The sequence below is a fragment of the Paraburkholderia flava genome, assembly GCF_004359985.1.
Lineage (GTDB): Bacteria > Pseudomonadota > Gammaproteobacteria > Burkholderiales > Burkholderiaceae > Paraburkholderia > Paraburkholderia flava.
Map to the genome: position 1 here is coordinate 28,468 of NZ_SMRO01000005.1, position 26,791 is coordinate 55,258.

Genomic DNA, 26,791 nt, shown 5'->3' on the forward strand with positions numbered 1-26,791 from the left:
TCTCCACCCGCGGCCTAATGGCCGCGGAACAGATTCATGATGTCCTGCTTTTCCTGCTCGCCGACCTCGGCCGGTGCGACACCTGACGCACCGCTCGCGCCGGCATCGAGCGACGCCTGGCTCACGCCGACCGTCGCGACGAAGCCGTGCCCCGGCGTGAAGTCCTCGAAGTACAACTCGTCGCCGAGCGTGACGATGCCGTCGGGCATCGGCATCTTGTAGGCGGGCACGTCCTTCAGCGCGCGGCTCATGTATTCGATCCACACCGGCAACGCGAGCCCGCCGCCCGTTTCGCGATCGCCGAGGCTGCGCGGATTGTCGTAGCCGATCCACGCGATCGCCGTCAGCGTGTGCTGATAGCCGGCGAACCACGCGTCGCGCGAATCGTTGGTCGTCCCGGTCTTGCCTCCAAGGTCCGTGCGTTTCAGCACGTTGGTCTTCGCGCCGGTGCCGCGCTGCGCGACACTCTGCAGCAGGCTGTTCATCACGTACGCGTTGCGCGGGTCGATTGCGTGCGGTGCGCTTTCGCCCGCGACGAGCGGCTGCGCGTGCGCGACGACGATGCCGCGCTGATCGGTGACCTCGGCGATCAGATACGGATTGACGCGATAGCCGCCGTTCGCGAATACCGAGTACGCGCCCGCCATCTGCAGCGGCGTGACGAGCCCCGCGCCGAGCGCCATCGGCAGATAGGCCGGATGACGATCCGCATCGAAGCCGAAACGCGTGATGTACTGCTGCGCGTATTTCGTTCCGATCTGGTTGAGGATGCGGATCGATACGAGATTCTTCGATTTCATCAGCGCGGTGCGCATCGTCATCGGACCATCGAAACCGCCGCCGTAGTTCTTCGGCTCCCACGCCTGGCCGCCGGTTTCGGCGGCGCTGAAAAAGAGCGGCGCGTCGTTGATGATCGTGGCCGGCGCGAGGCCCTTTTCGAGCGAAGCCGAATAGATGAACGGCTTGAAGCTCGAACCCGGTTGACGCCACGCCTGCGTCACGTGATTGAACTTGTTCTTGTTGAAGTCGAAGCCGCCGACGAGCGCGCGGATCGCGCCGTCCTGCGGCACCACCGATACGAACGCGCCTTCCACCTGCGGCAACTGCGTGATCGACCAGTTGCCCTCGTCGTCCTTGACGACGCGAATGATCGCGCCCGGTCGCACGCGCTGGTTCGGCTGCGCGCGCGGACCCAATGCGAACGACGCGAAGCGCAGCCCGTCGCCTTCGATCGTCGCGGTGTTGCCGTCGATGAACGTGACCTGCACCTGCTTCGGCGTCGCCGACGTGACCATCGCCGCGACGATTTCGCCGTTGTCCGGGTGTTCGAGCAACGCGTCGTCGATGGCTTGCTCGCGATCGTCGCCGGGTGGCGGCAGATCGATGAACGCTTCCGGTCCACGGTAGCCGTGACGGCGCTCGTAGTCCATCAAGCCTTTACGCAGCGCGCGATAGGCGACGTCCTGATCGGCAGAGTCGATCGTCGTGACGACATTCAGGCCGCGCGTGTACGCTTCTTCGCGGTACTGCGCGTACATCATCTGCCGCACCATTTCTGCAACGTACTCCGCGTGCACGCTGAACTCCTTGCCCGCGCCCTTGACGACGAGCGGCTGCTTCGCGGCTTCGTCGTACTGCTGCTGCGTGATGTAGTTCAGTTCGAGCATGCGCTGCAGGATGTACTCCTGCCGCACCTTCGCGCGCTTCGGATTGACCACCGGGTTATACGCGGAGGGCGCTTTCGGTAGCCCGGCGAGCATCGCGCATTCGGCCAGCGTCAGATCCTTCATGTCCTTGCCGAAGTACACGCGCGCCGCGCTCGCGAAACCGTATGCGCGCTGCCCGAGATAGATCTGATTCATGTACACCTCGAGAATCTGATCCTTCGACAGCTTCGACTCGATCTTGTACGCGAGCAGCATCTCGTAGATCTTGCGCGTGTAGGTTTTCTCGCTCGACAGGAAGAAGTTGCGCGCGACCTGCATCGTGATCGTGCTTGCGCCCTGCGTCGCGTGACCGTTCGTCAGCGCGACGAAGCCTGCGCGCGCGATGCCGGTGAGATCGACGCCGCCGTGATCGTAGAAGCGCGCGTCTTCGATTGCGAGCACGGCCTTCTTCAGATTGTCCGGTACGTCCTGGATATGAACGACGTCACGACGCTCCTCGCCGAATTCGCCGATCAGCACGTGATCGGCCGTGTAGATGCGCAGCGGCACCTTCGGCTGGTAATCGGTGAGCGCGTCGAGCGACGGCAGGTTCGGTGTCGCGACGACGAGCGCGTAACCGAGCACGAGACCGACACACACGATGCCAGCAACGATCAGCCCCACGAAGCCGAGCAACAGCTTCATCCATAGGGAACGCTTGCGCTTTTCGGGTGCGGGCGGCGGGGATGTAGGAGACGTGGATTGCATATGAACACCAAAAAACAGTCCCGCGATTATAGCCGCCCGGTTCCGTGGCTTTCGACACGCTTACTTCTCGTATGACTTCGCGTAGCGTATCGCGTGAACATGACTTCACTCTAGCCGCTTTGCGACGCCGCGCGCGACGCGCGATGCCGCGTTAGCCGTCCGGCCGAATGTCGCGCGAACGTCACGTTTCGCACAATGCGTCATCAGGCCTGTGCACGAATGGTTCGTCGCGGGATGCAATGGTGTGGAGGCGCGATGGCATTCGGGAGTTCGTTGTTGTTGCCGGCGCGGCGGTTTGCCGCCGGCGTCGATGTGAGCCAGCAGGCACTGCGGCTCGTCGTGCTGAGCAGGCGGTCGCGTGCCGGCGGCGGAGCGCGGGTCGAGCATATGGGCGAAGCGCCGCTCACGCCCGGTGCAATGGCAGGCGCGGAGATGGTGGACCGCACGGCAGTGTCGCGTGCGTTGCGGCATCTGTTTGCGGAACTGCCGTCGCGCTGCGACACGCAGGCGTTGAGCTGCGCGATGGGATTACCTGCGTCGGCGATCGCTACGGCGACCGTGCCGCTCGCGCAGTTCGGCGGCGTGCGCGTGGCGAGTCATCGCGTGCATGCGACGCTCGAGCCGGCTGTGATGGTGGAGGCTGAGCGGATCGCGGGCATCGAGCGGCACGCGCTCGCGGTGGACTGGTTCGTCGAGGATGCCCTGCACAACGCAAGTCACGCGCACGACGAAGGACGCGTGACCATCGCGGCTGCCGGTCGAGCGCATCTCGAAGCGCGTGTCGAATGCGCGGCGTCGGCCGGGATTACGCTGACCGCGCTCGATGGCGAACCGCACGCGGCACTGCGCGCGCTGCGTTACGCCGCTTCCTGCGAACTGACGCCACGCGAACCGTACGTCGCGCTGTGGATCGGCACGGAGAGCGTGCACGGCTGGCACATCGCCGGCGAAACGATGACCGGTGAGATCCGCTATCCGTCGCTCGAGTACGCGGGTTTCGCCGACGCGCTGCGCGATCTCGCGCGTCAGGATGCGCCGGGGTGCGCGCTCGTCGGTGGAGAACTGGAGCTGCTCGACGGCATCGGCTTTTCGATGGCGGATATCGGTGACGTACTCGGCTGCACTGTGCTGCCGTTCGAATGCGTGACGTTCGGTGAAGGCATCGCGGCGCATGCCGTCGAGCTGTTGCACGAACCGGCGTATGCGGTTGCATTCGGGCTTGCGTTGCGCGGGGTGTTCGAATGAAGGGTGCACGCGTTTTTCCTGATCGCGATTTCGCGTGGATCGGTGGATTCAATCTGTTGCCGTATCGCAGACGGAATGCGTTGCGTGCGCGGCGGCGCTTTGTAGCGGAGTGTGGTTTCGCGGCGCTGGTGGGCGGTGCATGCGTGCTGCTGCTCGTGGGGTGGCATACGTATCAGCGTTCGCGTATCGACGGTGAACGTGTGACCGTCGAGCGCACGCTGACACAGCTCGCCGTGCCGCTTGCCGAACACGCGCGCCTTTCGCGCGATGCGCACACGGCGCAGTCCGACGCGGCCGATGCGGCAACGCGTTCTGCTCCGCTCGATCATCTTCGCGACCTGCTTGACGTGCTGAGCAACGAGCCTGCATCGGGCGTCGTGTTGGAGCGGCTCCGGCATCGCGGGCAGCAGACCGATCTCGTCGCGCGGGCTGCGGATCGTGCGCTGTCCGCTGCATGGATCGAGCGACTCGATGGCGTGCGCGGGGCGCAAGGTGCCGATGCGAGTGATCTGCATCACGCGGCAAGTTCTGGTTCGGGGCACGGCAAGAGCGATGCCGTCGATGGTTCGTTCGAATTCGGCGCGGCGGTGCGCTGGGCAGGAGCGATGGACGATGCGAAGGGCGCGGTGCATCGAGCATTCGTCGCAGGTTCAGGAGGTGTGAAATGAGTACCACTGCGATGGGTCGTTTCGATGCGGGGCGTGCAGCATCAACGCGTTTTACGGAGGGATGGGTTTGGTTGAGCATTCCCCCCGAAGCATGGAGCAAGCAACGACGCTTCGTCGTCGCGCTGCTTGTCGCGTTCGCGGCATTCGTGCTCGGCGTACAAGGTATAAGGTCGGCGGATCTCGACGGCTTCGACGCGAGCCGTGCAACGCTCGCCGAAGCACAGCATCGCCTCGCCGACGCCCGGCATGCGATGACGCAACTGCCGACGTTACGCAATGAAGCACGTGAGCGTGCGCAACGCGCGCGTCCTGCGGTCTGGACTTCCGCAGACGACGTGCGCGCGTTATCCGCGCTCGCCGACGACAGCGGGCTCGCGCTCGTCTCTCTCGAACCCGGTGCCGAGAGCGGCGCGGCAACGGACACGATGCGGCCCGTGCAACTCGCCGCGCGCGGCGATTTCGCGGAGGTGCTGCAATTCATCGACGGGCTCACGACGCTGCCGGTGCTCGTCGTGCCGTTCGATGTCGAGATCAGGCGTGACGGCAATGTGCTGTCGATGAACGCGACGTTGCAGGTGTTCAGTCGTCTGTCGCCCGTGGCAAACGCGTTGTCCCATGCCGATGCGGACGACGATCCGGAGATCGTGTTCTACGATCCGTTTTCACAGCGAGCCACAAGTGTCGATGCATCGGCGGATGCGAGTCTGCGGCTTGTCGGGTTGCTGCGCGATCGCGTGCATGCACTGGCGCTGGTCGAAACCGACGACGGCCCGATTGCCGCAGAACCGGGCCAGCAGGTCGGCGATGCTCGCGTGACGCGCATCGATGCTGACGGTCTTACGTTGGCGACATCGTTGGGAGCGAAGCAATTGACGTTCGCGGAGGACGCACGATGAGCGTCGTACTCCCAACGCGTGGCTTGATCGCGTGTGTTGCAGCGCTCGTGCTGATGACTGCTCACGCACTCGCGCACGCTACCGTCGCTCCGCTGCCTGACCTCATGCCGATAGACGATTCCGTCGCATCGGCAGGCGTGCCGCCGTTGCCGCCCGGCGTACCGGAGGGCAGCACACCGAACCCGTTCAGTCCGCGAAGTGCAGGCGACAGCATCGACAGGGTAGAGGACGTAGAGGCCGTGCAAAAAGACCCGCTCGACGAAAGCACAACGACGGACGCAGCACCGCATCCATCAACGCCGCCGATTACCGCTGCTACACCACCCGACCCACTAGAGGGACCACCCACACCCCTTCCACCAACGCAACGAATGACCTCCGCTGCCAGCGATGAAACAGGAAACCTCACCGACAACAAACCAATCACGCTGGATTTCCAGCACGCAGAACTGGGCGCGGTGCTGAACGCGTTCGCGCGGTTCACAGGACTGAACATCGTATCGAGCGAGAAAGTGCGCGGCTTCGTTTCGCTGAAACTCGACAAGGTGCCGTGGCGCAATGCGTTCGATACGCTGCTCGACGTCAACGGCCTCGCGATGGAGCGTCGCGGCAACGTGATCTGGGTCGCGTCGCTCGCCGAACTCGCGGCACGCGAGCGACAGCGTTTCGAAGCGCACGCGCGGGATGCCGACCTCGAACCGCTCGTCAGCCGCACGTTTGAACTGCACTACGCGCGTGCCGACGATGTTCGCCGTCTGCTCGGCGCGGCAGGCAACCAGCGTGTGCTGTCGAAGCGTGGTTCGGTGATGGCGGACCCGCGCACGAACCTGCTGTTCGTCACCGATCTCGACGCGCGGCTCGCACAGATCGCGCAGCTGATCGCGACGATCGACCGGCCGACGCGGCAGGTGATGATCGAGGCACGCATCGTCGAAGGGGAGCAGGGGTTCTCGCGGAATCTCGGCGTGCGGATGGCGCTTGCCAATACCGCGGCGGATGGCGGCGGGACCGGCGTGGTCGGCGGCAACGAAGGAACGGTGCTCGACCTGACGGCCCGGCCGATTTCCGGTTTCGATGCGGCGACGGCCGGTTTGACGTTGTTCGCGGCGCGCGCCACTCGTCTGCTGAATATCGAGTTGAGTGCGCTGGAAGCCGAGGGCCGTGGGCAGACGGTATCGAGCCCGAACGTCGTCACCGCGGATCGGACGAAGGCGATCGTCGAGCAGGGCACCGAGTTGCCGTATCAGGCGAAGGTGGGGCAGGGCGTGTCGGGTGTGCAGTTTCGTCGTGCGAGCCTCAAGCTCGAGGTCGAACCGCAGATCACGCCCGACGGCCACGTCGTGCTCGATCTCGACGTCGCGAAAGACAGCGTCGGCGAACAGACCGCAGCCGGGCCAGCGATCAACACGAAACACGTGCAGACGCGGGTCGAAGTGGAAGACGGCGGAACCGTATCGATCGGAGGAATCTACGAGCAGAACGATCGCGACGATGTGACGGGTGTGCCAGTCCTGGGCAAAATACCGCTTCTAGGCGCACTTTTCAGGCATAGCGCGCATCGCGACCAGCACGACGAACTCGTGGTGCTGATCACGCCGCACGTGGTGCGAGCCGAATGATGTGGCCGCCGGCGCAGGCTCGACAAGGCAGTCGCTTTGCCAGTAAGCTGCGGCACAAACTACCGGATTACCAGAGGATAGCGTTGCAACCGCGGGACTCACACGCCAATGTATTTTTCGTAGGGCTCATGGGGGCAGGCAAGACCACCGTGGGCCGGGCCGTGGCGCGTCGGCTGGAGCGCCCGTTCTTCGATTCCGACCATGAAATCGAAGCCCGCACCGGCGCCCGCATTCCGCTGATTTTCGAGCACGAAGGCGAGGCGGGTTTTCGAGATCGCGAAGCGCAGGTTATCGGCGATCTCACCGCACGCGACAACATCGTGCTCGCGACCGGCGGCGGGGCGGTGCTGCGGCCGGAAAATCGAGATGCGCTACACACTCGCGGGATCGTCGTGTACCTGCGCGCGAATCCGCACGACCTGTGGCTGCGCACGCGCCGCGACAAGAATCGTCCGCTGCTGCAGACCGAAGATCCGAAGGCACGCCTCGAAGCACTGTACGAGGTGCGCGATCCGCTGTATCGCGAGTGCGCGCATTTTGTTATCGAGACCGGGCGGCCGTCGGTTGCCGGGCTCGTCAATATGGTGCTGATGCAGCTTGAAATGGCGGGCGTCAGTGTCGTCCAGCCGGTCCCTCCCGCGCCATCTACGTGATAATGGCGAGCATGAAGACCCCCATGATTACCGTCAACGTCGAACTGGGCGAGCGCGCCTACCCCATCCACATCGGCTCCGGGCTGATCGGACAGACTGAGCTTTTCGCGCCGCATATCGCGGGCTCGTCGGTGACGATCGTCACCAACACCACCGTCGATCCGCTGTACGGCGACGCGCTCCGGCAAGCGCTGGCGCCGCTCGGCAAACAGGTGTCGACGGTCGTGCTGCCCGACGGCGAGGCGTACAAGAACTGGGAAACGCTGAACCTGATCTTCGACGCGCTGCTGGGTTCGCGCGCCGACCGCAAGACCACGCTGATCGCGCTGGGCGGCGGCGTGATCGGCGACATGACCGGTTTCGCGGCTGCGTGCTACATGCGCGGCGTGCCGTTCATCCAGGTACCGACCACCCTGCTGTCGCAGGTCGATTCGTCGGTGGGCGGCAAGACCGGCATCAATCACCCGCTCGGCAAGAACATGATCGGCGCGTTCTATCAGCCGCAGGCGGTCATCGCCGATATCGCGACGCTGCAAACGCTGCCCGAGCGCGAACTCGCCGCAGGCGTCGCCGAAGTCATCAAGACCGGCGCGATCGCGGATGCCGCATTCTTCGACTGGATCGAAGCGAACGTCGAAGCGCTGAACCGCTGCGAACCCGAAGCGCTCGTGCACGCGGTAAAGCGTTCGTGCGAGATCAAGGCATCGGTCGTTGCCGCGGACGAACGCGAAGGCGGCCTGCGCGCAATCCTGAATTTCGGCCACACGTTCGGCCACGCGATCGAAGCAGGCCTCGGCTACGGCGAGTGGCTGCACGGCGAAGCGGTCGGTTGCGGGATGGCGATGGCGGCGGATCTGTCGGTGCGGCTCGGTCATCTCGACGAAGCGTCGCGCCGGCGGCTCGTCGATGTGATCTCGGCGGCGCGTCTGCCCACGCGCGCACCCGCGCTCGGCGCGGATCGCTACGTCGACCTGATGCGCGTCGACAAGAAAGCGGAAGCCGGCCAGATCAAATTCATCCTGCTGAAACGGTTCGGCGACACGCTGATCGCGCCCGCGCCGGACGACGCCGTCCACGCGACGCTCGCGGCAGCCGTCTAGTCCGGCAGCGCCACGCAGCCACGGCGCACCGGACCCGAACGCTTCATGCGGCGGCTACCCCTCTTGCGGAGAAACCGGTGAGCGACACGCGCAGCGATCAATCGACGAACGACAGCGTCCCTCGCGGCAACCCCATGCCGCCGGTGCGGCCTACCGTCGCCACGCTCGAGGCGCATCTCGCGCCGTACGCGGCGCATTCGTCGCTATCGCGCGGACGCCGCTATCCGGAAGCCGCGCCCACCGCACGCACCGAGTTTCAGCGCGATCGCGACCGCATCGTGCATTCCACCGCGTTTCGCCGGCTCGAATACAAGACGCAGGTGTTCGTGAATCACGAGGGCGACCTGTTCCGCACGCGCCTCACGCACAGCCTCGAGGTCGCGCAGATCGCGCGGTCGGTCGCACGCAATCTGCGCGTCAACGAGGATCTCGTCGAAGCGATTTCGCTCGCGCACGATCTCGGCCATACGCCGTTCGGTCACGCGGGCCAGGACGCGCTCAACGAGTGCATGCGCGAGTACGGCGGCTTCGAACACAACCTGCAAAGTCTCGCGGTCGTCGATGAACTCGAAGAACACTACGGCGCGTTCGACGGACTGAATCTCTGTTTCGAGACGCGCGAAGGCATCCTCAAGCACTGCTCGCGTGAGAACGCACGGCGGCTCGGCGACCTGGGCGAGCGCTTCCTGCGCGGCGAGCAACCGTCGATCGAAGCGCAGATTGCGAATCTCGCCGACGAGATCGCGTACAACAATCACGACGTCGACGACGGTCTGCGCTCGGGTCTTCTCACGATCGACCAGCTCGCCGAGGTCGAACTCTGGCAGCAGCACTACGAGGCGGCGCGCGCGGATTATCCGCATATCGAGGGGCGGCGGCTGGTGCATGAAACCGTGCGCCGCATCATCAATACGCTGATCGTCGATCTGATCGACACGACGACGCGCAATCTGCAGCGTCACGCGCCCGCTTCACTCGACGACGTGCGCGCCGCGCCCGCGCTCGTCGCGCACAGCGAAGCCGTGGCCGCGCAGGCCACGGCGCTCAAGCGCTTTCTGTTCGGGAATCTGTATCGCCACTATCGCGTGATGCGGATGGCGAGCAAGGCGAAGCGCGTCGTCGCAGGGCTGTTCGACGCGTTCATCGCCGACCCGCGGCTGTTGCCGCCGGCGTATCAGGCTGCGCAGGCGGACGCGCAGCCTCGACTCGTCGCGCACTACATCGCGGGTATGACGGACCGGTATGCGCTTAAGGAGTATCAGCGGTTGTTCGTCGTCGACGGCGCGTAGCGGTCCGCCGTCAGCGTCTACATCCGCGCAACGCTCAACGCGAACGCGCCAGCAACGCCCCCGTCAGTAGCGCCAGGCCACCGACGATCGCGATCGTCCGCCACGGATTCTCATGCACATAATCGTCCGCATCGGCGAGCGCGGTTTCGGCTCGTTCGCGAACTGCTTCGCGCGTTTCCTGCAGACGGGCGCGCGCCGAATCGAGGCGTTTGCGCAGCTGCTCGCGCAGCACAACAGCGTCGGCCTGCGTGCCGTCGCCCAGGGTTTCTTCGAGTTCGGCCATCAGCGTGCGCAGTTCGCCGGCGACATCTTCCGCGGCATGGCGGCTATGGCGGGCGATGCGGCGTGCGCGCCGTCCCGTCGTGGTCCAGGATTCGCCGATGGCTTCTCGCGTGTTCGGTAGTGCAGTCATGGTCGCTCCGTCGGTGGAAGAGGGAAGAGAATGGGAAAGCCCGAGTCTCCTGCGGGGTTCCGTTGGGGAACCCGTTGCTTCGCAACTTCGGTGCCCGCCTGCGGCGGTGCGGCCGAAGCCCATGAACACTATCGTTCAAACATATGAATGCAATCTGCGCGGGCGAGGCCACAGGCAGATATTTCAGCGACGGCCACCGCGCGGGTCAAAATTACAATCCGTTTCGCGCGCATGCGATGCCCGCCGCATAGGCATAGAATCCAGAAAACAAAACGCCGCCACGAGGTGACGGCGTCTTACTGCAACAGGCCGCGAGGTCCGATGCATCCGGTGGTCCAGCCGCGCTAGAACGTGTAGCCCAGCTTCACGAACGTGACGATCGGATTCAGCTTGATCTTCGCCTGCGAGACCGCGCTGCCGCCGACCGGCGTCGCACCCGACGTATGCAGGGTCGCCGTCACGCTGACCGGAATGTAGGACACGGAGAAGCCGGCAAACCAGTGCTTCGTGAGCGCGTAGTTGAAACCGACGTTAAACACCGGAGCCCAGGAACGATCCGTCGTTACAGAGGTCGGACCATGCAGAACGCCTTGTTCGAAACTGCTGTTGGTGATCTGCGCGTCGGTGAACCAGACATACGTCGCGCCGAGCCCCACGTACGGACGGAATCTAGCCTGAGCATCGAAGAAGTGATACTTGACCAGCACTGCCGGGCTCCACTGTTTCGCCGAGCCGAGCGTACCGAACTGCGAGAAAGAGCCCTTGCCGGTGAGGTCGAATTTCGGTGGGATGCCGAGTTCCGTTTCAACTGCGATGTGGTCGGTAACGAAGTAGCCGAGGCTGAAGCCGAGCGTGTCGGACGAGTTAATCCCTGCGCCGGTGCCCTGCTCGGTCAGGTTGACGGGCGTGCCGCCAACCGAGAGTACTTTCAGTGGCTTGCTGCTGTCCTGGGGTGCGAAATGGAACCAACCTGTCGTGAGATAAATGCTGCCGGCAGATTGCGCATGGGCTGCCGATACGCAGGCGAGCGCTGCGATCCCCGTTATGGCCTGTTTTAATTTCATTGTGCTCCTCCTGAAAAAGCCCGCTCATTATGACCACAACGTTTGAAACAAACCATACGATGCAGTTAGAGCTTTCTCCCTAAGCGCCAGGCGGTTTCCGGCTCAGCCGCATCGCGCCGAACCCAACGCGCACGCGGCTCTTCGGACCTTCGGGTATATACCAACGCGACTATTGGATAATCCAGCATGGCACGGCTTGCACGTCTTTATGTTCCTGACCAGCCGCAGCACGTGATTCTGCGCGGACTCGACCAGCAGCCCGCATTCGTCGACGACCAGGATTACGAGCTTTTTATCGATTGTCTGAAAGCGGCTTCACGCGATCACCGTCTCTCCATTCACGCGTACGCGTTAATGCCGGGCGCGGTGCAACTGCTCGTCACGCCCGCCGACGAAGCGAGTCTCCCCAAGGCGATGCAGGCCGTCGGCCGTCGCTACGTCGCGCATTTCAATCGTCGCTATGCGCGGCGCGGCACGCTGTGGGAAGGACGCTATCGCGCGACGGTGATCGAGGGCGAGCGCTACTTTCTGCTCGCGAGTCGCGTGGTCGAGTTGTGTCCGGTCCGCATGCAACTGACGAGCGTGCCGGAGGACTATCGCTGGTCCAGCTACCGGCATCACATCGGGCTCACGCTCGACAGTCTCATCACCGATCATCCGCTGTACTGGTCGCTCGGCAACACGCCGTTTGAACGGCAGCGCGCGTATCGCGAGTTGTGCGAACAGCCGCTCGACGAACGCGAGGCCAGCCAGCTGCAGCAGGCCACGCTGAAGGGCTGGGTGCTGGGCGGCGATTCGTATCGCGAGTGGGCGGCGCGGGCCGCGAACCGGCGCGTGTCGCCGCTGCCGCGCGGCCGGCCGCGCAAGGTGCGGGAAACGCCGCAGACGCGCTAGGCCAGAGCCAGCAAGGCGCTCAGGCGCCGGCGTTCCCTGAAACGGCATCCACGGATGCCGTTTTCTTTAGCTTCTTTTTGATGTGGCACCGTTTAATCGTGAGCATCATGCACCAATACGATAATAGGTGCCTGATCATCACGTTTTATTTGCTATTCCATTGATTCGTCGCGTATATTCCGAATTCCGGCGGTTCCCCGGCACACGACGCCGGAAGCCCGATCGCCCGCGCGGCTGCACACCCAGCACAGCGGATGGCGAAAACAACAAATGGTTTTAACGGCCACCCCGGCCCCTTTCAGACGGTGTCCCCATGAACGACCCCCTGCAACCGACGTCCTCGGTGCCCGCCGCGCAAGGTCTGTACGACCCGCAAAACGAACATGACGCCTGTGGCGTCGGCTTCGTCGCCCACATCAAGGGCAAGAAGAGCCACGAGATCATTCAGCAAGGTCTGAAGATCCTGGAGAATCTCGATCACCGCGGCGCGGTCGGTGCCGATCCGTTGATGGGCGACGGCGCGGGCATCCTGATCCAGATTCCGGACGGCTTCTATCGCGAAGAGATGGCGAAGCAGGGCGTGACGCTGCCGCCGAACGGCGAATACGGCGTCGGCATGATCTTCCTGCCGAAGGAACATGCATCGCGTCTCGCGTGCGAACAGGAACTGGAACGCACGGTGAAGGCCGAAGGCCAGGTCGTGCTCGGCTGGCGCGACGTGCCGGTCGATCACGCGATGCCGATTTCGCCGACGGTAAAGGCGAGCGAGCCGCTGATCCGCCAGATCTTCATCGGCCGCGGCAAGGACATCATGGTGACCGACGCGCTCGAGCGGAAGCTGTACGTGATCCGCAAGACCGCGAGCCACCGCATTCAGGCGTTGAAGCTCAAGCACGGCAAGGAATACTTCGTGCCGTCGTGCTCGGCGCGCACGGTCGTCTACAAAGGGCTGCTGCTCGCAGGCCAGGTCGGCGTGTATTACCGCGACCTGCAGGACGAGCGCGTCGTGTCGGCGCTCGCACTCGTGCACCAACGCTTCTCCACGAACACATTCCCCGCATGGGAACTGGCTCACCCGTACCGGATGATCGCGCACAACGGCGAAATCAACACGGTGAAGGGCAACGTCAACTGGCTCAACGCACGGACCGGCGCGATCGCGTCGCACGTGCTCGGCGACGATCTGCCGAAGCTGTGGCCGCTGATCTATCCGGGCCAGTCCGATACCGCGTCGTTCGACAACTGTCTCGAATTGCTGGTGATGGCCGGCTACCCGCTCGTGCACGCAGTGATGATGATGATCCCGGAAGCATGGGAACAGCACACGCTGATGGACGACAACCGCCGAGCGTTCTACGAATACCACGCCGCGATGATGGAGCCGTGGGACGGCCCCGCCGCGATCGCGTTCACCGACGGTCGCCAGATCGGCGCGACGCTCGACCGTAACGGTCTGCGTCCGGCGCGCTACATCATCACGGACGACGACCTGGTCATCATGGCGTCGGAAGCCGGCGTGCTGCCGATTCCCGAATCGAAGATCGTCAAGAAGTGGCGTCTGCAGCCGGGCAAGATGTTCCTGATCGACATGGAACACGGCCGCATCATCGACGACAAGGAACTGAAGGACAACCTCGCGAACGCTAAGCCGTACAAGAGCTGGATCGACGCGGTGCGGATCAAGCTCGACGAGATCGAGCCGAACGCGGAAGACGTCGCCACCGAACGCCGCGAAGCAGCTGCGCTGCTCGATCGTCAGCAGGCGTTCGGCTATACGCAGGAAGACCTCAAGTTCCTGATGGCGCCGATGGCGCAAGCCGGTGAGGAAGCAGTCGGCTCGATGGGTAACGACTCGCCGCTCGCCGTCATGTCGAACAAGAACAAGACGCTGTATCACTACTTCAAGCAGCTGTTCGCGCAGGTGACGAACCCGCCGATCGACCCGATCCGTGAAAACATGGTGATGTCGCTCGTGTCGTTCGTCGGCCCGAAGCCGAACCTGCTCGACACGAACAACATCAACCCGCCGATGCGGCTCGAAGTGTCGCAGCCGGTGCTCGACTTCAAGGACATCGCGAAGATCCGCGCGATCGATCAGTACACCGGCGGCAAGTTCAGCTCGTACGAGCTGAACATCTGCTATCCGGTCGCATGGGGCAAGGAAGGCATCGAGGCGCGCCTCGCGTCGCTGTGCGCCGAAGCTGTCGACGCGGTGAAGTCCGGCTACAACATGCTGATCGTGTCGGACCGCAAGACCGACCGCGATAACGTCGCGATTCCGGCGCTGCTGGCCACGGCCGCGATTCACACGCATCTCGTGCAGCACGGTCTGCGCACGAGCGCGGGTCTCGTCGTCGAAACCGGCTCCGCGCGTGAAACGCACCACTTCGCGCTGCTCGCGGGCTACGGCGCGGAAGCCGTGCATCCGTACCTCGCGATGGAAACGCTCGCGCAACTGGCGTCCGGTCTGAAGGGCGACCTGTCGGCGGACAAGGCGATCTACAACTTCACGAAGGCAGTCGGCAAGGGCCTGCAGAAGGTCATGTCGAAGATGGGCATTTCGACCTACATGTCGTACACCGGCGCGCAGATTTTCGAAGCCGTGGGTCTGGCCGAAGATCTCGTCGCGAAGTACTTCCGGGGCACGGCGTCGAAGGTCGGCGGCATTGGTCTGTTCGATGTTGCAGAAGAAGCGATCCGTCTGCATCGCGATGCGTTCGGCGACAACCCGGTCCTCGCGAACATGCTCGACGCGGGCGGCGAGTACGCGTATCGCGTGCGTGGCGAAGACCACATGTGGACGCCCGACGCGATCGCGAAGCTGCAGCATTCGGCGCGCAGCAACTCGTATCAGACGTACAAGGAATACGCGCATCTGATCAACGATCAGACGAAGCGTCACATGACGTTCCGCGGCCTGTTCGAGTTCAAGGTCGATCCGATGAAGGCGATCGCACTCGACGACGTCGAATCGGCGAAGGACATCGTCAAGCGTTTTGCTACAGGCGCGATGTCGCTCGGCTCGATCAGTACCGAAGCGCACGCTACGCTCGCGGTCGCGATGAACCGGATCGGCGGCAAGTCGAACACCGGCGAAGGCGGCGAGGACGAAAACCGTTATCGCAACGAACTGCGCGGCATTCCGATCAAGAACGGCGACACGATGAAGTCGATCATCGGCGACGAGATCGTGCGCGACATCCCGTTGAAGGACGGCGATTCGCTGCGCTCGAAGATCAAGCAGGTCGCGTCAGGCCGCTTCGGCGTGACGGCGCAGTATCTCGCGTCGGCGGATCAGATCCAGATCAAGATGGCGCAGGGCGCGAAGCCGGGCGAAGGCGGTCAGCTGCCGGGCCACAAGGTGTCCGAGTACATCGGCAAGCTGCGTTACTCGGTGCCGGGCGTCGGCCTGATTTCGCCGCCGCCGCACCATGACATCTACTCGATCGAAGATCTCGCACAGCTGATCCACGATCTGAAGAACGTGAACCCGGCGGCGAGCGTGTCGGTGAAGCTCGTGTCGGAAGTGGGCGTCGGCACGGTGGCAGCAGGCGTCGCGAAGGCGAAGGCCGATCACGTCGTGATCGCAGGCCACGACGGCGGCACTGGCGCATCGCCGCTGTCGTCGGTGAAGCACGCGGGCACGCCGTGGGAACTCGGTCTTGCCGAAACGCAGCAAACGCTGGTGCTGAACCACCTGCGCGGCCGTATCCGCGTGCAGGCCGACGGCCAGATGAAGACCGGCCGCGACGTCGTGATCGGTGCGCTGCTCGGCGCCGACGAATTCGGCTTCGCTACCGCGCCGCTCGTCGTCGAAGGCTGCATCATGATGCGCAAGTGCCATCTGAACACGTGCCCGGTCGGCGTCGCGACGCAGGACCCGGTACTGCGTGCGAAATTCCAGGGCCAGCCGGAACACGTCGTCAACTTCTTCTTCTTCGTCGCCGAAGAAGTGCGCGAAATCATGGCGCAGCTCGGCATCCGCAAGTTCGACGATCTGGTCGGCCGCGCGGATCTGCTCGACATGAAGAAGGGCGTCGAGCACTGGAAGGCGAAGGGTCTCGATTTCGCACGTGTGTTCTACCAGCCGTCGGTGCCGGCGGAAGTTGCGCGCCTGCACGTCGAATCGCAGGATCACGGTCTCGACCGCGCGCTCGATCACACGCTGATCGAGAAAGCGAAGGCCGCGATCGACAAGGGCGAGCACGTGTCGTTCATCCAGCCGGTGCGTAACGTGAACCGGACGGTCGGCGCGATGCTGTCCGGCATGGTCGCGAAGAAGTACGGCCACGACGGTCTGCCCGACGACACGATCCACATCCAGTTGAAGGGCACGGCGGGTCAGAGCTTCGGTGCGTTCCTCGCGAAGGGCATCACGCTCGATCTCGTCGGCGACGGTAACGACTACGTCGGCAAGGGGCTGTCGGGTGGCCGCATCATCATCCGTCCGACCAACGACTTCCGCGGCAAGTCCGAAGAAAACATCATCTGCGGCAACACGGTGATGTACGGCGCGATCGAAGGCGAAGCGTTCCTGCGCGGCGTCGCAGGCGAACGCTTCTGCGTGCGTAACTCGGGCGCCACCGCAGTCGTCGAAGGCACCGGCGATCACGGCTGCGAATACATGACGGGCGGTACGGTCGTTGTGCTCGGCGAGACGGGGCGCAATTTCGCGGCCGGCATGTCGGGTGGCCTCGCGTATGTGTACGACCCGGACAACACGTTCGCGGCGAAGTGCAACAAGGCGATGGTCGCGCTCGATCCGGTGCTGCAGCAGGCCGAACAGGAACGCACGGTCGACGCCGCGCTGTGGCACGGCGGTCAGACCGACGAAGCGCTGTTGCGGGAGCTGATCGAACGTCACTTCCAGTTCACGGGCTCGACGCGCGCGAAGGCGCTGCTCGAAAACTGGGATGCGGCGCGCCGCCAGTTCGTGAAGGTATTCCCGACCGAATACCGTCGCGCGCTTGGCGAACTCGGCGCGAAGAAGGCCAGCAAGGAAGAACTGGCGGCCTGATTCGAGTCCGTACTCGCGACGCAACGACCGACGCAACGAAGAAGACAAAGCGCCCGCCGCAGCGAATGCGGTGGGCGCCGCTCCCCTCACCGAATACCGATAGACACGAGAACCACATGGGCAAGGCAACCGGCTTTCTCGAGTTCGAACGCCGCCACGAGGCGTACGAAGCTCCGCTCACGCGTGTGAAGCACTACAAGGAATTCGTGTCGGCACTGACCGACGACGAAGCGAAGATCCAGGGCGCACGCTGCATGGACTGCGGCATCCCGTTCTGCAACAACGGCTGCCCGGTCAACAACATCATCCCGGACTTCAACGACCTGGTGTTCCATCAGGACTGGAAGAACGCGATCGAAGTGCTGCACTCGACGAACAACTTCCCCGAGTTCACGGGCCGCATCTGCCCGGCGCCGTGCGAAGCGGCGTGCACGCTCGGCATCAACAACGACCCGGTCGGCATCAAGTCGATCGAACACGCGATCATCGACAAGGCGTGGTCCGAAGGCTGGGTTGCCCCGCAGCCGCCGAAGCACAAGACCGGCAAGAAGGTCGCCGTCGTCGGGTCGGGGCCTGCGGGTCTCGCGGTCGCGCAGCAGCTTGGGCGCGCGGGTCACGACGTGACGGTGTTCGAGAAGAACGACCGGATTGGCGGGCTGCTGCGTTACGGCATCCCTGACTTCAAGCTCGAGAAGTGGCTGATCGATCGCCGCATGCGTCAGATGGAAGCGGAAGGCGTGACGTTCCGCCCGAACGTGTTCGTCGGCCGCGACGCGCTGCCTGCGTACATCGGCAACACCGCGAAGGAAACCGTTACGCCCGAAGAGCTGAAGGAACAGTTCGACGCGGTCGTGATCACCGGCGGTTCGGAAACGCCGCGCGACCTGCCGGTGCCGGGCCGCGACCTCGCGGGCATTCACTACGCGATGGAATTCCTGCCGCAGCAGAACAAGATCAACGCAGGCGACAAGGTTGTCGATCAACTGCTCGCGAAGGGCAAGCATGTCGTCGTGATCGGCGGCGGCGATACCGGCTCCGACTGCGTCGGCACGTCGAACCGTCACGGCGCGAAGGACGTCACGCAGTTCGAACTGCTGCCGCAGCCGCCGGAAGAAGAGAACAAGCCGCTCGTGTGGCCGTACTGGCCGATCAAGCTGCGCACGTCGTCGTCGCATGACGAGGGCTGCGAGCGCGACTGGTCGGTGGCGACGAAGCGCTTCGAAGGCAAGAACGGCAAGGTCGAAAAGCTGGTGGCCGTACGCGTCGAATGGAAGGACGGCAAGATGCAGGAAGTGCCGGGCTCCGAGTTCGACATGAAGGCCGACCTCGTGCTGCTCGCGATGGGCTTCACGCAGCCGGTGTCGCCGGTACTCGAAGCGTTCGGCGTCGACAAGGATGCACGCGGCAACGTGCGCGCGGCGACCGAAGGCGACAAGGCGTACTACACGTCGGTCGACAAGGTGTTCACTGCAGGCGATATGCGTCGCGGTCAGTCGCTCGTCGTGTGGGCGATTCGTGAAGGCCGTCAGTGCGCGCGTTCGGTCGATGCGTACCTGATGGGGCATTCGGATCTGCCGCGCTAAGCGATCGATAACCGGCACGAAATTGTGCCGGTCCTGTTTGCAGGATAGGTGGAGACGACGCAGTAAAAAGCCGGGCGCCCGTTGGGGCGACCCGGCTTTTCTTTTTTTGCGTTGGAGTCGTCGCGGCTACGCGCGCTTATAACGCGCGAGCGTGAGCCCATCGAGATCGAGTTCGGGCACGCGCTGCGTCACCAGATCGGCGACGACGCGCCCCGAGCCGAGCGACATCGCCCAGCCAGTCGAGCCGTGTCCGAGGTTGATCCACAGATTGCCGATGCCCGACGGTCCGAGCAGCGGCGCGCCGTCCGGCGTCATCGGCCGACGTCCGACCCAGAAGTGTGCGGACGTTGGCTTGGCTGCACGCGGGAACCAGTCGTCGAGCACTTTCATCAGCGTGTGCAGTGCCTGTTCGCGCAGCGTCGCGCGACCGTTGCTGAGTTCGGCCGTACCGGCCACGCGCAGGTTCGGGCCGAATCGTGTGATCGCGGTTTTCAGCGATTCGTCCATCAATGCGGCACGCGGTGCTTTTTCATCGTCGATGACCGGAAGCGTCGCCGAGTAACCCTTCACCGGATACAGCGGCACCTTCACGCCGAGCGCCGCAAGCAACGGTGCGCTGTCGACACCCAGCGCGACCACGACCGCATCCGCCGCGAGCCGTTCCTTGCCGCGCGCACTGTCGATCCGCACGCCATGCACAGCACCACCCTGCACGTCGAGTCCTGCGACCTGAGTCTCGAAGCGAAACTGCACCCCGGCCTTCTCGCACAACGCACGTAGCTCGCGGGTGAAGCGTGCGCAGTCGCCGGCTTCGTCGTCGGGCAGGTAGAGGCCCGACACGGGCGTCTGTCGCGCCCAGCGCAGACCCGGTTCGATCGTCGCGCATTCGGCGGCGCTCACCTCGCGATGCGGGACACCGGCATCGCGCAGCACCGCGAGCGCGGGCTGCGCGAGTTCGACGTCGTAGTCGCTGCGAAAGAGCTGCAGATAGCCTTTGCTGCGACCATATTCGAACGGATAGCGCGAACGGAATTCGTGCAGACACGCGCGGCTGTAGTACGCGATGCGCTGCATCCGCTGCTTGTTCACGCGGAACCGCGCGAGATCGCATTCGCGGAACCAGCGCGCGATCCAGCGCCACTGCGCCGGGTCGAACGTCGGCCGGAAGATCAGCGGCGATGCGGGCTGGAACATGTATTTCGCGATCTTCGCGGGCATGCCGGGTGCGGCCCACGGTGTCACGTAGCCAGGCGCGATCACGCCGGCATTGCCGAAGCTCGTCGACAGCGCGACGTCGACCTCGCGTTCGATTACCGTCACATCGCAGCCGCATTCGCGCAGATAGAAAGCGGTCGCGACACCGATCACGCCGCCGCCGAGTACGATCGTTTTCATGGCGTGGCCGACGGTCAGGGAGCGGGAGCGGTAGTGGTTTCCGCGAGCGATTTCCCGCGCGTCTCAGGCAGGCAAAGCGCCGACACGATGACGAGCAGATAGCCCGACCCCGCGACGATCCCCATCGCCTTCACGAGCGTCGTGGTCTGCGACAGCGTACCGACGAGAATCGGAAAGAACGAGCCGAGCCCCCGGCCGAGGTTGTAGCAGAACCCCTGACCTGAACCCCGGATCGCATTCGGATACAGCTCCGACAGATACGCACCGACGCCCGCGAAAATCCCCTGCACGACGATGCCGAGCGGGAAGCCGAGCAACAGCATTGCGCCGTCGGTGATCGGCAGCATCGTGTAGGCCATGCCGATCGCGAACGAGCCGATCGCGAACAGCACGAACGACGCGCGCCGGCCGATCCGGTCGCACAGGATCGCACCGACGATATACCCGCAAAACGACCCGACGATCAGCACGACGAGATACCCGCTCGTGTTGAACACCGACAGATGCCGGACGGTTTTGAGATAGGTCGGCAGCCAGGTCGTGATCGCGTAGTAGCCGCCGAGCATGCCGGTGCACAGCGCGCTGCCGAGCAGCGTGGTTTTCAGATGCGGATACGAAAAGATCTGCAGGAAGTGCGACGTGTCGAAGCCGTTGTCGCGTGCGCGGCGAGTCGCGATATAGATATCGGGGTCGCTGACGTTGCGGCGGATGTAGAGGATCCACAGCGCGGGCAGCAGGCCGATCCAGAAGCACGCGCGCCATGCGTACTGCTCGGGCAGCAGCGCGAAGAACGCCCAGTACAGGATCGCGGCGGCACCCCAGCCGAACGACCAGCTGCTCTGCACGGTGCCGACCGCTTTCGCGCGATGCTGCGGCGAGCGGATCGTCTCGGCCATCATGATCGTCACCACCGACCATTCACCGCCGAAGCCGAAGCCCTGCAGCGTGCGTGTGGTGAGCAACTCCCAGAACGAATTCGTGAAACCGGACAGGCACGTGAACACGGCGAACGTCGCGATGGTCCATTGCAGCACGCGAATGCGGCCGTAGCGGTCGGCTAGAATGCCGGCGAGCCAGCCGCCGAGCGCCGACGAGATCAGCGAGCCGGTCGCGATCATGCCGGCCTCGCTTTTCGTCATGCCCCATGTGGCGATCAGGGTTGGGATCAGGAACGAGTAGATCATGAAGTCGAACGCATCGACTGCATAACCGCCGAAGCCGGCATACAGCGTGCGCCGTTCGCGGGTCGTCAACTCGGTGAACCACTGGAACGATCCCATTATTTTTGTCTCCTCCTGTCTTGCCCGAGCGGCGGCGTGCGCCACGGTGGCCCCCATTTTACGGTGCGTCATTCCGCATAATCCAGTCGGAATAAAAAGAAGCGGAGCGCGGGGTGGCAGCCAGTAGGACGATTCGAGGGGGCCTATGATGGCCGGTAAATTTCCTTACCGTATGTTGCACGGTAATTTTAATTTGCCACGATCCCTGTAAACTTTGCCGATCCGCGTGCGCTGCATGCGAATCTTCGACTTCCCCTGCGCGCGAGCGCTTACTCCGGATGGCTCGAACCATGAATCTCACTGCGACAGCGCGCGCTTTGGCTCTCTCCGCTGCGCGGCAACGCAGCTTCGCGACGCGCGAACCGGCCGCCGGGAGCATCGACGGGGCCCGGCGCGCGTGGCTGAAGGGCACCGGCGCGCTCGCGCTGTCCGGGCTCGCGGGCACGCTGCTCACGGGCTGCGGCGGCTCGATTGAAGCCGATGCGGCGCCGACGCCGCGTCTCGCGTCGGTGGCGAATTTTCGCGATGTCGGCGGCGCGGCCGAAGGCTATACGACCGTCGACGGCGCGCGCGTGCAGCGCGGCCGCTTCTATCGTTCGAGCGCGCTGACGGCCAATGCCGCCGACAAGGCCGTCCTCGACACGCTCACGATCGCCGTCGACTATGACCTGCGCACGCCAGCCGAGATCGCGCAGTCGCCGGACGTAATGCCGGCGGGCGCCGCGTATGTCAGTCTCAATATCGACGGCACGTCCGAGCCGCCGCAGATGTCGCCCGCCACGTCCGCGGACGCGGTCGCGATGATGGAAGGGCTGTGGCGCAGCTTCGTGAACGGCACCGCGCAGCGCGCGGGGTTCGGCGCGCTGCTCACGCGTCTCGCGAACACGCCGGGCGCGCAGCTCTTTCACTGCGACGACGGCAAGGACATTTCGGGATGGGTCTCGGCGGTACTGCTGAGCATCGCGAACGTTCCGTTCGACGTCGTGATGCAGGACTACCTGCTGACGAACACCTATCTCGCCACGTCGACGCAAACCACGCTCGCGGTGATCCGCGCGCAGCAGGGCGATGCGGCGGCGACGGCTGCGGTGCCGCTGCACAGCGCGCAGGCGAGCTTCCTGCAGGCTGCCGTCGATCAGGTGCAGGCGAGCTACAGCACGATGAACGGGTATCTCACCACCGGCCTGGGTTTGTCGCAGGGCACGATCGGACTGCTGCGCGCACGGCTCGTTAGCTGAGCGTAGCGTTGCGCATCGTGCGTGCGATGCGTGTGCAAAAAAAACGAAAAAAACGGCCCGGTCGCCGTGCCGGGCGAACGGACCGAAGGGGGTGGCTCACAGAGCCAGCCCGCACTATACCCACGGCTTCACAGGGAGAGGGGCATCGGTAAGGCCGGGTAAGCAAGCGGCCTCGCGATGCAAGAAAGCGGAATATCCGGCGCGCGGTTTTTGACTCAGATGAGCAAGTCGCGCGAATGATTCAAGCCAGCGCTTTTGCGCGCTCCTGCGGATCTGTCTTCTGCGAACCGTTCGACGCCTGCGCACCTTGCGAACGATCCGCACGCTCGCCGCGATTCGTGACCGCCTCGATCCGCTCGACCCCGCTACGTTCCGGCCGCACTTCCTGCGCGACCGGCAACACGATCTGAATCCACAGCCCACCGTCCGGATGGTTGCGCACGTCGCAGCGTCCGCCGCGATCGTGCGCGAGCCGCGCGACGATCGCGAGACCCAGCCCGCAGTGACCGTCGCCGCCGCGCGCCGCATCGAGTCGCACGAACGGCTTCATCGCGGCTGCGATGCGATCCTCGGCGATGCCGTCGCCATGATCGCGCACGCTGACAATCCAGTGACGACCGTCGCGCACCGTCGAAATCTCGACCGGCGGCGCGCCGTGTTCGAGCGCGTTGTCGACGAGGTTCGTGATCAACCGGTCCAGCGTCGTGCGCGGCAGCGTGAAGGCCGGGCCAGCCTGCAGATCGAGTGAGAACAGCGGTTCGTCGTCTAGCGCTTCGCCGGAGGAGAATTGCTCGCGCAGGAATGTTTCCACTTCGACGGGCGGTCCTGCATCGGCGGCCTGGCCCGCGAACTCCAGAAACTGCTGGACGATGTTCGTCAGCGAATCGATGTCGCGGATGAAGTCGGTGCGCTCGCGCTCCGCCGTGAGCACGCTCGCGCGCAGCTTCAGGCGCGTGAGCGGCGCCTTCAAATCGTGTGCGACGCCGGCGAGCATCACCGCCTGATCGTCGTCGGCTTCGTTCAGGCGCCGCATCATGCCGTTGAACGAACCGATCAGGTCGCGCAGTTCGCGCGGTCCCTGCTCGTCGATCGGTTCGGGCCGGCCACCGTCGCCGAATGCGCGGGCCGTATCGGCGACGCGCGACAGCGGCCGCTGCATCTGCCATGCGGCGGCGAGCGACAGGATCAACGCCGCGACCAGCATCGTGCCCGCTTCGACAAAGAAGTGCGGCTGCGGCGGGAGATCGACCGGCGCGACGATCCACATCGGCTTGTCGGGGAAGCGCACCCAGATGCGCGGCGGCTGCGCGTCGTCGGCGACGATCTGCGTACCGACCGGCAGATTGTTGAGCAGGTTCTGACGCAGCTCGACGAGCGGTGGCTGGATCGGCGTGCGCAGATGCACGGCGCCCGGCATGTTCCACGTCGGCACGAGATGCACGCGCAGTGCGGGCGCGAGTTCCGCGCCGTTCGACGACGATTCGCCGTTCGCCGCGTGCAGCACGAGCAGCATGCCGCGCGCGAAGCCGTCGATCTCGTGACGCGGCGGCTGCCGCACGACCAGCACGAACCAGCCCGCCTGCACGGCGAGCAGCAGCACGGTCGACAGCAGCGCCATCCGGCCGAACAGCGAGTTCAGCGGATTTTTCATGAGCTTCATGAGCTTGCCGCCGTGCCGGTGTCGCGGTTGCTGTCGTTACCGTCGCTGCCGCCATCCGTTGCCGGGGGCGGGGATTCTGCCTCGGAGGAATCCGGGGAGTCGAGGCCTGCGTCGGAAGCATCCGGCACGAACACATAACCCTTGCTGCGCACGGTCTGCACATAACGCGGATTCGACGGATCGTCTTCGATCACGCGACGCAGCCGCCAGATCGGCACGTCGAGACTGCGGTCGCGGAACGCGAGGTCGTCGCGATGCACGAGGTCGTGAATCAGCGCACGCGACAGCACCTTGTACGGCTGCGTGCTGAAAATTTTCAGCAGCGCGAATTCGCTGTCGCGCAGCGTGACGCGCGCGCCGTCGCGCAGCAGCGTGCGGGTCGCGTAGTCGAGTTCGAACGGGCCGAAGCGATAGCGCTCGCGGGCTTCCGGCGCACTCGGCGTCGCCGGGCCGCGTCGTCGCAGCACGGCGTGGATGCGCACCAGCAGTTCGCGCGGATCGTACGGCTTCGTGATGTAGTCGTCGGCACCGAGCGACAGCCCCGCGATCCGGTCGGCCACCGTGCCGCGCGCGGACGCGAAGATCACCGGGATGTCGTCGCCGGCTTCGCGCAGCGCGGCGAGCGCGCGCATGCCATCCGTCTTCGGCATCATGATGTCGAGCACGACCACCGACGGACGCTCTCTTTCGAGGCGCCGTTTGAGGTGCGTGCCATCGTGCAATACGGATACGTCGAGCCCGTTCGACTGCAGGAACCGGCACAACAGATCGCGTACCACGGCATCGTCGTCGACGATCAGGACCTGTGGATTCATCGCGAAATTCTAAGCTGGCCGGCGCCCCCTGCGGACGCCGGCTTTCTTACCTTTGCTTACATCATCGCATAGCAAGACGTGGCGCCCTTTTGCGCGGGCTTGCACGCGTCCGCACGGGTCTGCGGAAAGTTTTTGAGCGGCTTCGCAACGCGAAGTAAGCGCCACAGGAAATCGCGCGCTGCTTCGCGCATTGCGCACAGGGCCACCGCGCGAAGATTCACCTCGCAATACGTCGATCGAGGAGCGTTCGTGATCGACGCAGCATCGATTCCATCCCTTTCGCGAGGTTCGTCATGAACAACACCGTTGGCTCACATCACTCCACCTTTCCGCCGGTCACGCATCCGCAGCCAGCCGCCAGGCCCGCAGCGACGACAGCAGGCAACACCGCACATCCGTCCACGGAAGCTGCAGAGCCTGCAGCCGGCTCCACGACGATGCCGTCTCTGCCGACCGGCCTCGTCGGTCATCACGTCGACACTACCGCATAACGCGGGGCGCCGGTGACCAGATCGATTTTTCGTCGGAGCGTGGTGCGCATGGCGCGGCTCGCAGCGGGTTCGCTGCTGTGCGCGATGGTGTTGCCGCTCGGCGGCTGCGGCGTTGCCGCGCTGCCGTGCCGGGTCGCATCGGCCACGCTGAAGATTATCCCTGTCGTCGGACATACGGCGGCCACGCCGTTCGACGCCTGTTCCTCCGCCATCGACTAATACGATGAAACGAGCGTTGCTTGCGGGCGTCGCTGCATGGGTTGCGTCGACGCTGCCGATTCCCGTCGACGCGCAGGGGCCGCACAGTCCCTCCGCGCATTTGAGCCATACCGCAGCGACCGCGCGCCGCGCGTCCGACGACGCGCGCACGCGCGCCGAGCCGACGCCGTTCGGGTTTCGCGGCATCCCGCTCGGCGTCACGCTCGACGCGTTGCGCGCAAGCCGGATCGTGCGCGCGACGCCGCCTGCCAGCGAGCTCGTCTGCGAAACCGACGTGAGCGCGGGGGCGCTCGGCATGCGTCTGAAGGCGGAGGACAGTCTGATCGTCGCGTGCCGCTGGGCGCATCGCGGCAACAACGGCTGGCATATGTCGCGCGCGGTCGTCGACGGCGCACCTGCCGATGAACACGTGCTGCGTTTCGCGCGCGCGTCCGGCGATGAGCCGCTACGGCTGTTCGAGATTTCATTCGTCGTCGACGGCGTGACCGCGGCGGATCTGCGCAGCGCGCTCGCCGTGCGCTACGGCACGCCGCGCATGCTGACCAGCACAGCCGACGCGAGTGCGCCCGCGTTACCCGTGTACGTGTGGGAGAACGCGGTCAGCTCGATCACGTTGTGTCTGCTGCCCGCGAGCGGCAACGGCACGCTGACGTATCTGCTGAAGGATCCCGATGCGCGGCTCAAGTCGGTCGAGCGGCTCTGGCAGGACGGTCTGCCTGAGACGGGTTGATCCGTGTTTCTGCTTGCCGCGATGTTTGAGCTTCACCACGTCACGCTTTTCTACGTCATGCTCGCCAGGGAGCAGCCATGAATATTTCACCCGCCTTCGCCGTTACCGC

The 26,791-nt window shown here is 64.6% G+C and carries 21 protein-coding genes; 14 read left to right on the forward strand and 7 right to left on the reverse strand.

Going from position 1 to position 26,791, the window contains the following annotated elements; translation table 11 throughout:
• Positions 1-14: 14 nt before the first annotated feature.
• Positions 15-2,414, reverse strand: coding sequence for a penicillin-binding protein 1A (locus tag E1748_RS30550; RefSeq protein ID WP_133651046.1), 2,400 nt, complete (start codon positions 2,412-2,414; stop codon positions 15-17).
• 255 nt (positions 2,415-2,669) lie between these two features.
• On the opposite strand from E1748_RS30550, the gene pilM reads away from it, so the two are divergent.
• The 7 genes from pilM (at position 2,670) to E1748_RS30585 (ending at position 9,884) form a co-directional block, all read left to right on the forward strand.
• Positions 2,670-3,659, forward strand: coding sequence for a pilus assembly protein PilM (pilM, locus tag E1748_RS30555; RefSeq protein ID WP_133651047.1), 990 nt, complete (start codon positions 2,670-2,672; stop codon positions 3,657-3,659).
• Positions 3,656-4,327 carry a fimbrial assembly protein gene (locus E1748_RS30560; RefSeq protein WP_133651048.1) on the forward strand — a complete coding sequence of 224 codons (672 nt, stop codon included), beginning with the start codon at positions 3,656-3,658 and terminating at the stop codon, positions 4,325-4,327. The genes pilM and E1748_RS30560 overlap by 4 nt, the downstream gene beginning before the upstream one ends.
• A 71-nt stretch (positions 4,328-4,398) precedes the next feature.
• On the forward strand, positions 4,399-5,223 hold the full coding sequence (gene pilO / locus E1748_RS30565) for a type 4a pilus biogenesis protein PilO (RefSeq protein WP_240766873.1): 825 nt from the start codon (positions 4,399-4,401) through the stop codon (positions 5,221-5,223).
• Positions 5,220-6,842: a type IV pilus secretin PilQ gene (locus E1748_RS30570; RefSeq protein WP_133651050.1), complete on the forward strand. Its 1,623-nt coding sequence runs from the start codon at positions 5,220-5,222 to the stop codon at positions 6,840-6,842. Before pilO ends, E1748_RS30570 begins: the two co-directional genes overlap by 4 nt.
• Before the next feature lie 83 nt (positions 6,843-6,925).
• Positions 6,926-7,495, forward strand: coding sequence for a shikimate kinase (locus tag E1748_RS30575; protein ID WP_133651172.1), 570 nt, complete (start codon positions 6,926-6,928; stop codon positions 7,493-7,495).
• Positions 7,496-7,518: 23 nt separating this feature from the next.
• Positions 7,519-8,595, forward strand: coding sequence for a 3-dehydroquinate synthase (aroB, locus tag E1748_RS30580; RefSeq protein WP_133651171.1), 1,077 nt, complete (start codon positions 7,519-7,521; stop codon positions 8,593-8,595).
• Positions 8,596-8,729: 134 nt separating this feature from the next.
• Positions 8,730-9,884 carry a deoxyguanosinetriphosphate triphosphohydrolase gene (locus E1748_RS30585; RefSeq protein WP_133651173.1) on the forward strand — a complete coding sequence of 385 codons (1,155 nt, stop codon included), beginning with the start codon at positions 8,730-8,732 and terminating at the stop codon, positions 9,882-9,884.
• 34 nt (positions 9,885-9,918) lie between these two features.
• On the opposite strand, the gene E1748_RS30590 is transcribed toward E1748_RS30585, so the two are convergent.
• Positions 9,919-10,296: an ElaB/YgaM/YqjD family protein gene (locus tag E1748_RS30590; protein ID WP_133651051.1), complete on the reverse strand. Its 378-nt coding sequence runs from the start codon at positions 10,294-10,296 to the stop codon at positions 9,919-9,921.
• Between the two features lie 344 nt (positions 10,297-10,640).
• On the reverse strand, positions 10,641-11,360 hold the full coding sequence (locus tag E1748_RS30595) for an OmpW/AlkL family protein (RefSeq protein WP_133651052.1): 720 nt from the start codon (positions 11,358-11,360) through the stop codon (positions 10,641-10,643).
• A gap of 186 nt (positions 11,361-11,546) precedes the next feature.
• Here E1748_RS30595 and E1748_RS30600 point away from each other — a divergent pair, with 186 nt between their 5' ends.
• The 3 genes from E1748_RS30600 (at position 11,547) to E1748_RS30610 (ending at position 18,854) form a co-directional block, all read left to right on the forward strand.
• Positions 11,547-12,254, forward strand: a complete 708-nt coding sequence (locus E1748_RS30600; protein WP_133651053.1) for a transposase — start codon at positions 11,547-11,549, stop codon at positions 12,252-12,254.
• 313 nt (positions 12,255-12,567) lie between these two features.
• The gene (locus tag E1748_RS30605; protein WP_133651054.1) at positions 12,568-17,271 is read left to right on the forward strand and encodes a glutamate synthase-related protein; all 4,704 of its coding nucleotides are present in this window, start codon (positions 12,568-12,570) and stop codon (positions 17,269-17,271) included.
• Positions 17,272-17,387: 116 nt separating this feature from the next.
• On the forward strand, positions 17,388-18,854 hold the full coding sequence (locus E1748_RS30610) for a glutamate synthase subunit beta (RefSeq protein WP_133651055.1): 1,467 nt from the start codon (positions 17,388-17,390) through the stop codon (positions 18,852-18,854).
• 126 nt (positions 18,855-18,980) lie between these two features.
• On the opposite strand, the gene E1748_RS30615 is transcribed toward E1748_RS30610, so the two are convergent.
• Both E1748_RS30615 and E1748_RS30620 read right to left on the reverse strand, forming a co-directional pair.
• The gene (locus tag E1748_RS30615) at positions 18,981-20,249 is read right to left on the reverse strand and encodes a D-amino acid dehydrogenase (RefSeq protein WP_133651056.1); all 1,269 of its coding nucleotides are present in this window, start codon (positions 20,247-20,249) and stop codon (positions 18,981-18,983) included.
• A gap of 14 nt (positions 20,250-20,263) precedes the next feature.
• Positions 20,264-21,529 carry an MFS transporter gene (locus E1748_RS30620; protein WP_133651057.1) on the reverse strand — a complete coding sequence of 422 codons (1,266 nt, stop codon included), beginning with the start codon at positions 21,527-21,529 and terminating at the stop codon, positions 20,264-20,266.
• 290 nt (positions 21,530-21,819) lie between these two features.
• On the opposite strand from E1748_RS30620, the gene E1748_RS30625 reads away from it, so the two are divergent.
• On the forward strand, positions 21,820-22,767 hold the full coding sequence (locus E1748_RS30625) for a tyrosine-protein phosphatase (RefSeq protein ID WP_133651058.1): 948 nt from the start codon (positions 21,820-21,822) through the stop codon (positions 22,765-22,767).
• Positions 22,768-23,008: 241 nt separating this feature from the next.
• Here the strand turns inward: E1748_RS30625 and E1748_RS30630 are convergent, their stop codons facing one another.
• Entirely contained in the window at positions 23,009-24,418 is a 1,410-nt protein-coding gene (locus tag E1748_RS30630; protein ID WP_133651174.1) for an ATP-binding protein, read from the reverse strand.
• A gap of 5 nt (positions 24,419-24,423) precedes the next feature.
• Entirely contained in the window at positions 24,424-25,242 is an 819-nt protein-coding gene (locus tag E1748_RS30635) for a response regulator (protein WP_133651059.1), read from the reverse strand.
• Positions 25,243-25,535: 293 nt separating this feature from the next.
• On the opposite strand from E1748_RS30635, the gene E1748_RS30640 reads away from it, so the two are divergent.
• The 3 genes from E1748_RS30640 to E1748_RS30645 are packed head-to-tail and all read left to right on the forward strand — an operon-like array spanning position 25,536 to position 26,682.
• Positions 25,536-25,733 (forward strand): hypothetical protein, encoded by a 198-nt coding sequence (locus tag E1748_RS30640; protein ID WP_133651060.1) that lies wholly within the window; start codon positions 25,536-25,538, stop codon positions 25,731-25,733.
• Between the two features lie 48 nt (positions 25,734-25,781).
• Positions 25,782-25,952 carry a DUF6726 family protein gene (locus E1748_RS31610; protein ID WP_166653663.1) on the forward strand — a complete coding sequence of 57 codons (171 nt, stop codon included), beginning with the start codon at positions 25,782-25,784 and terminating at the stop codon, positions 25,950-25,952.
• A gap of 4 nt (positions 25,953-25,956) precedes the next feature.
• Positions 25,957-26,682 carry a hypothetical protein gene (locus E1748_RS30645; protein WP_133651061.1) on the forward strand — a complete coding sequence of 242 codons (726 nt, stop codon included), beginning with the start codon at positions 25,957-25,959 and terminating at the stop codon, positions 26,680-26,682.
• Positions 26,683-26,791: the final 109 nt, after the last annotated feature.

Excerpts from the sequence above, each read along its gene's own strand:
- E1748_RS30550 (WP_133651046.1), bottom strand. The coding sequence starts at position 2,414 with ATGCAATCCACGTCTCCTACATCCCCGCCGCCCGCACCCGAAAAGCGC.
- pilM (WP_133651047.1), top strand. The coding sequence starts at position 2,670 with ATGGCATTCGGGAGTTCGTTGTTGTTGCCGGCGCGGCGGTTTGCCGCC.
- E1748_RS30560 (WP_133651048.1), top strand. The coding sequence starts at position 3,656 with ATGAAGGGTGCACGCGTTTTTCCTGATCGCGATTTCGCGTGGATCGGT.
- E1748_RS30570 (WP_133651050.1), top strand. The coding sequence starts at position 5,220 with ATGAGCGTCGTACTCCCAACGCGTGGCTTGATCGCGTGTGTTGCAGCG.
- aroB (WP_133651171.1), top strand. The coding sequence starts at position 7,519 with ATGATTACCGTCAACGTCGAACTGGGCGAGCGCGCCTACCCCATCCAC.
- E1748_RS30585 (WP_133651173.1), top strand. The coding sequence starts at position 8,730 with ATGCCGCCGGTGCGGCCTACCGTCGCCACGCTCGAGGCGCATCTCGCG.
- E1748_RS30590 (WP_133651051.1), bottom strand. The coding sequence starts at position 10,296 with ATGACTGCACTACCGAACACGCGAGAAGCCATCGGCGAATCCTGGACC.
- E1748_RS30595 (WP_133651052.1), bottom strand. The coding sequence starts at position 11,360 with ATGAAATTAAAACAGGCCATAACGGGGATCGCAGCGCTCGCCTGCGTA.
- E1748_RS30600 (WP_133651053.1), top strand. The coding sequence starts at position 11,547 with ATGGCACGGCTTGCACGTCTTTATGTTCCTGACCAGCCGCAGCACGTG.
- E1748_RS30605 (WP_133651054.1), top strand. The coding sequence starts at position 12,568 with ATGAACGACCCCCTGCAACCGACGTCCTCGGTGCCCGCCGCGCAAGGT.
- E1748_RS30610 (WP_133651055.1), top strand. The coding sequence starts at position 17,388 with ATGGGCAAGGCAACCGGCTTTCTCGAGTTCGAACGCCGCCACGAGGCG.
- E1748_RS30615 (WP_133651056.1), bottom strand. The coding sequence starts at position 20,249 with ATGAAAACGATCGTACTCGGCGGCGGCGTGATCGGTGTCGCGACCGCT.
- E1748_RS30620 (WP_133651057.1), bottom strand. The coding sequence starts at position 21,529 with ATGGGATCGTTCCAGTGGTTCACCGAGTTGACGACCCGCGAACGGCGC.
- E1748_RS30625 (WP_133651058.1), top strand. The coding sequence starts at position 21,820 with ATGAATCTCACTGCGACAGCGCGCGCTTTGGCTCTCTCCGCTGCGCGG.
- E1748_RS30630 (WP_133651174.1), bottom strand. The coding sequence starts at position 24,418 with ATGAAAAATCCGCTGAACTCGCTGTTCGGCCGGATGGCGCTGCTGTCG.
- E1748_RS30635 (WP_133651059.1), bottom strand. The coding sequence starts at position 25,242 with ATGAATCCACAGGTCCTGATCGTCGACGACGATGCCGTGGTACGCGAT.
- E1748_RS30640 (WP_133651060.1), top strand. The coding sequence starts at position 25,536 with ATGAACAACACCGTTGGCTCACATCACTCCACCTTTCCGCCGGTCACG.
- E1748_RS31610 (WP_166653663.1), top strand. The coding sequence starts at position 25,782 with ATGGCGCGGCTCGCAGCGGGTTCGCTGCTGTGCGCGATGGTGTTGCCG.
- E1748_RS30645 (WP_133651061.1), top strand. The coding sequence starts at position 25,957 with ATGAAACGAGCGTTGCTTGCGGGCGTCGCTGCATGGGTTGCGTCGACG.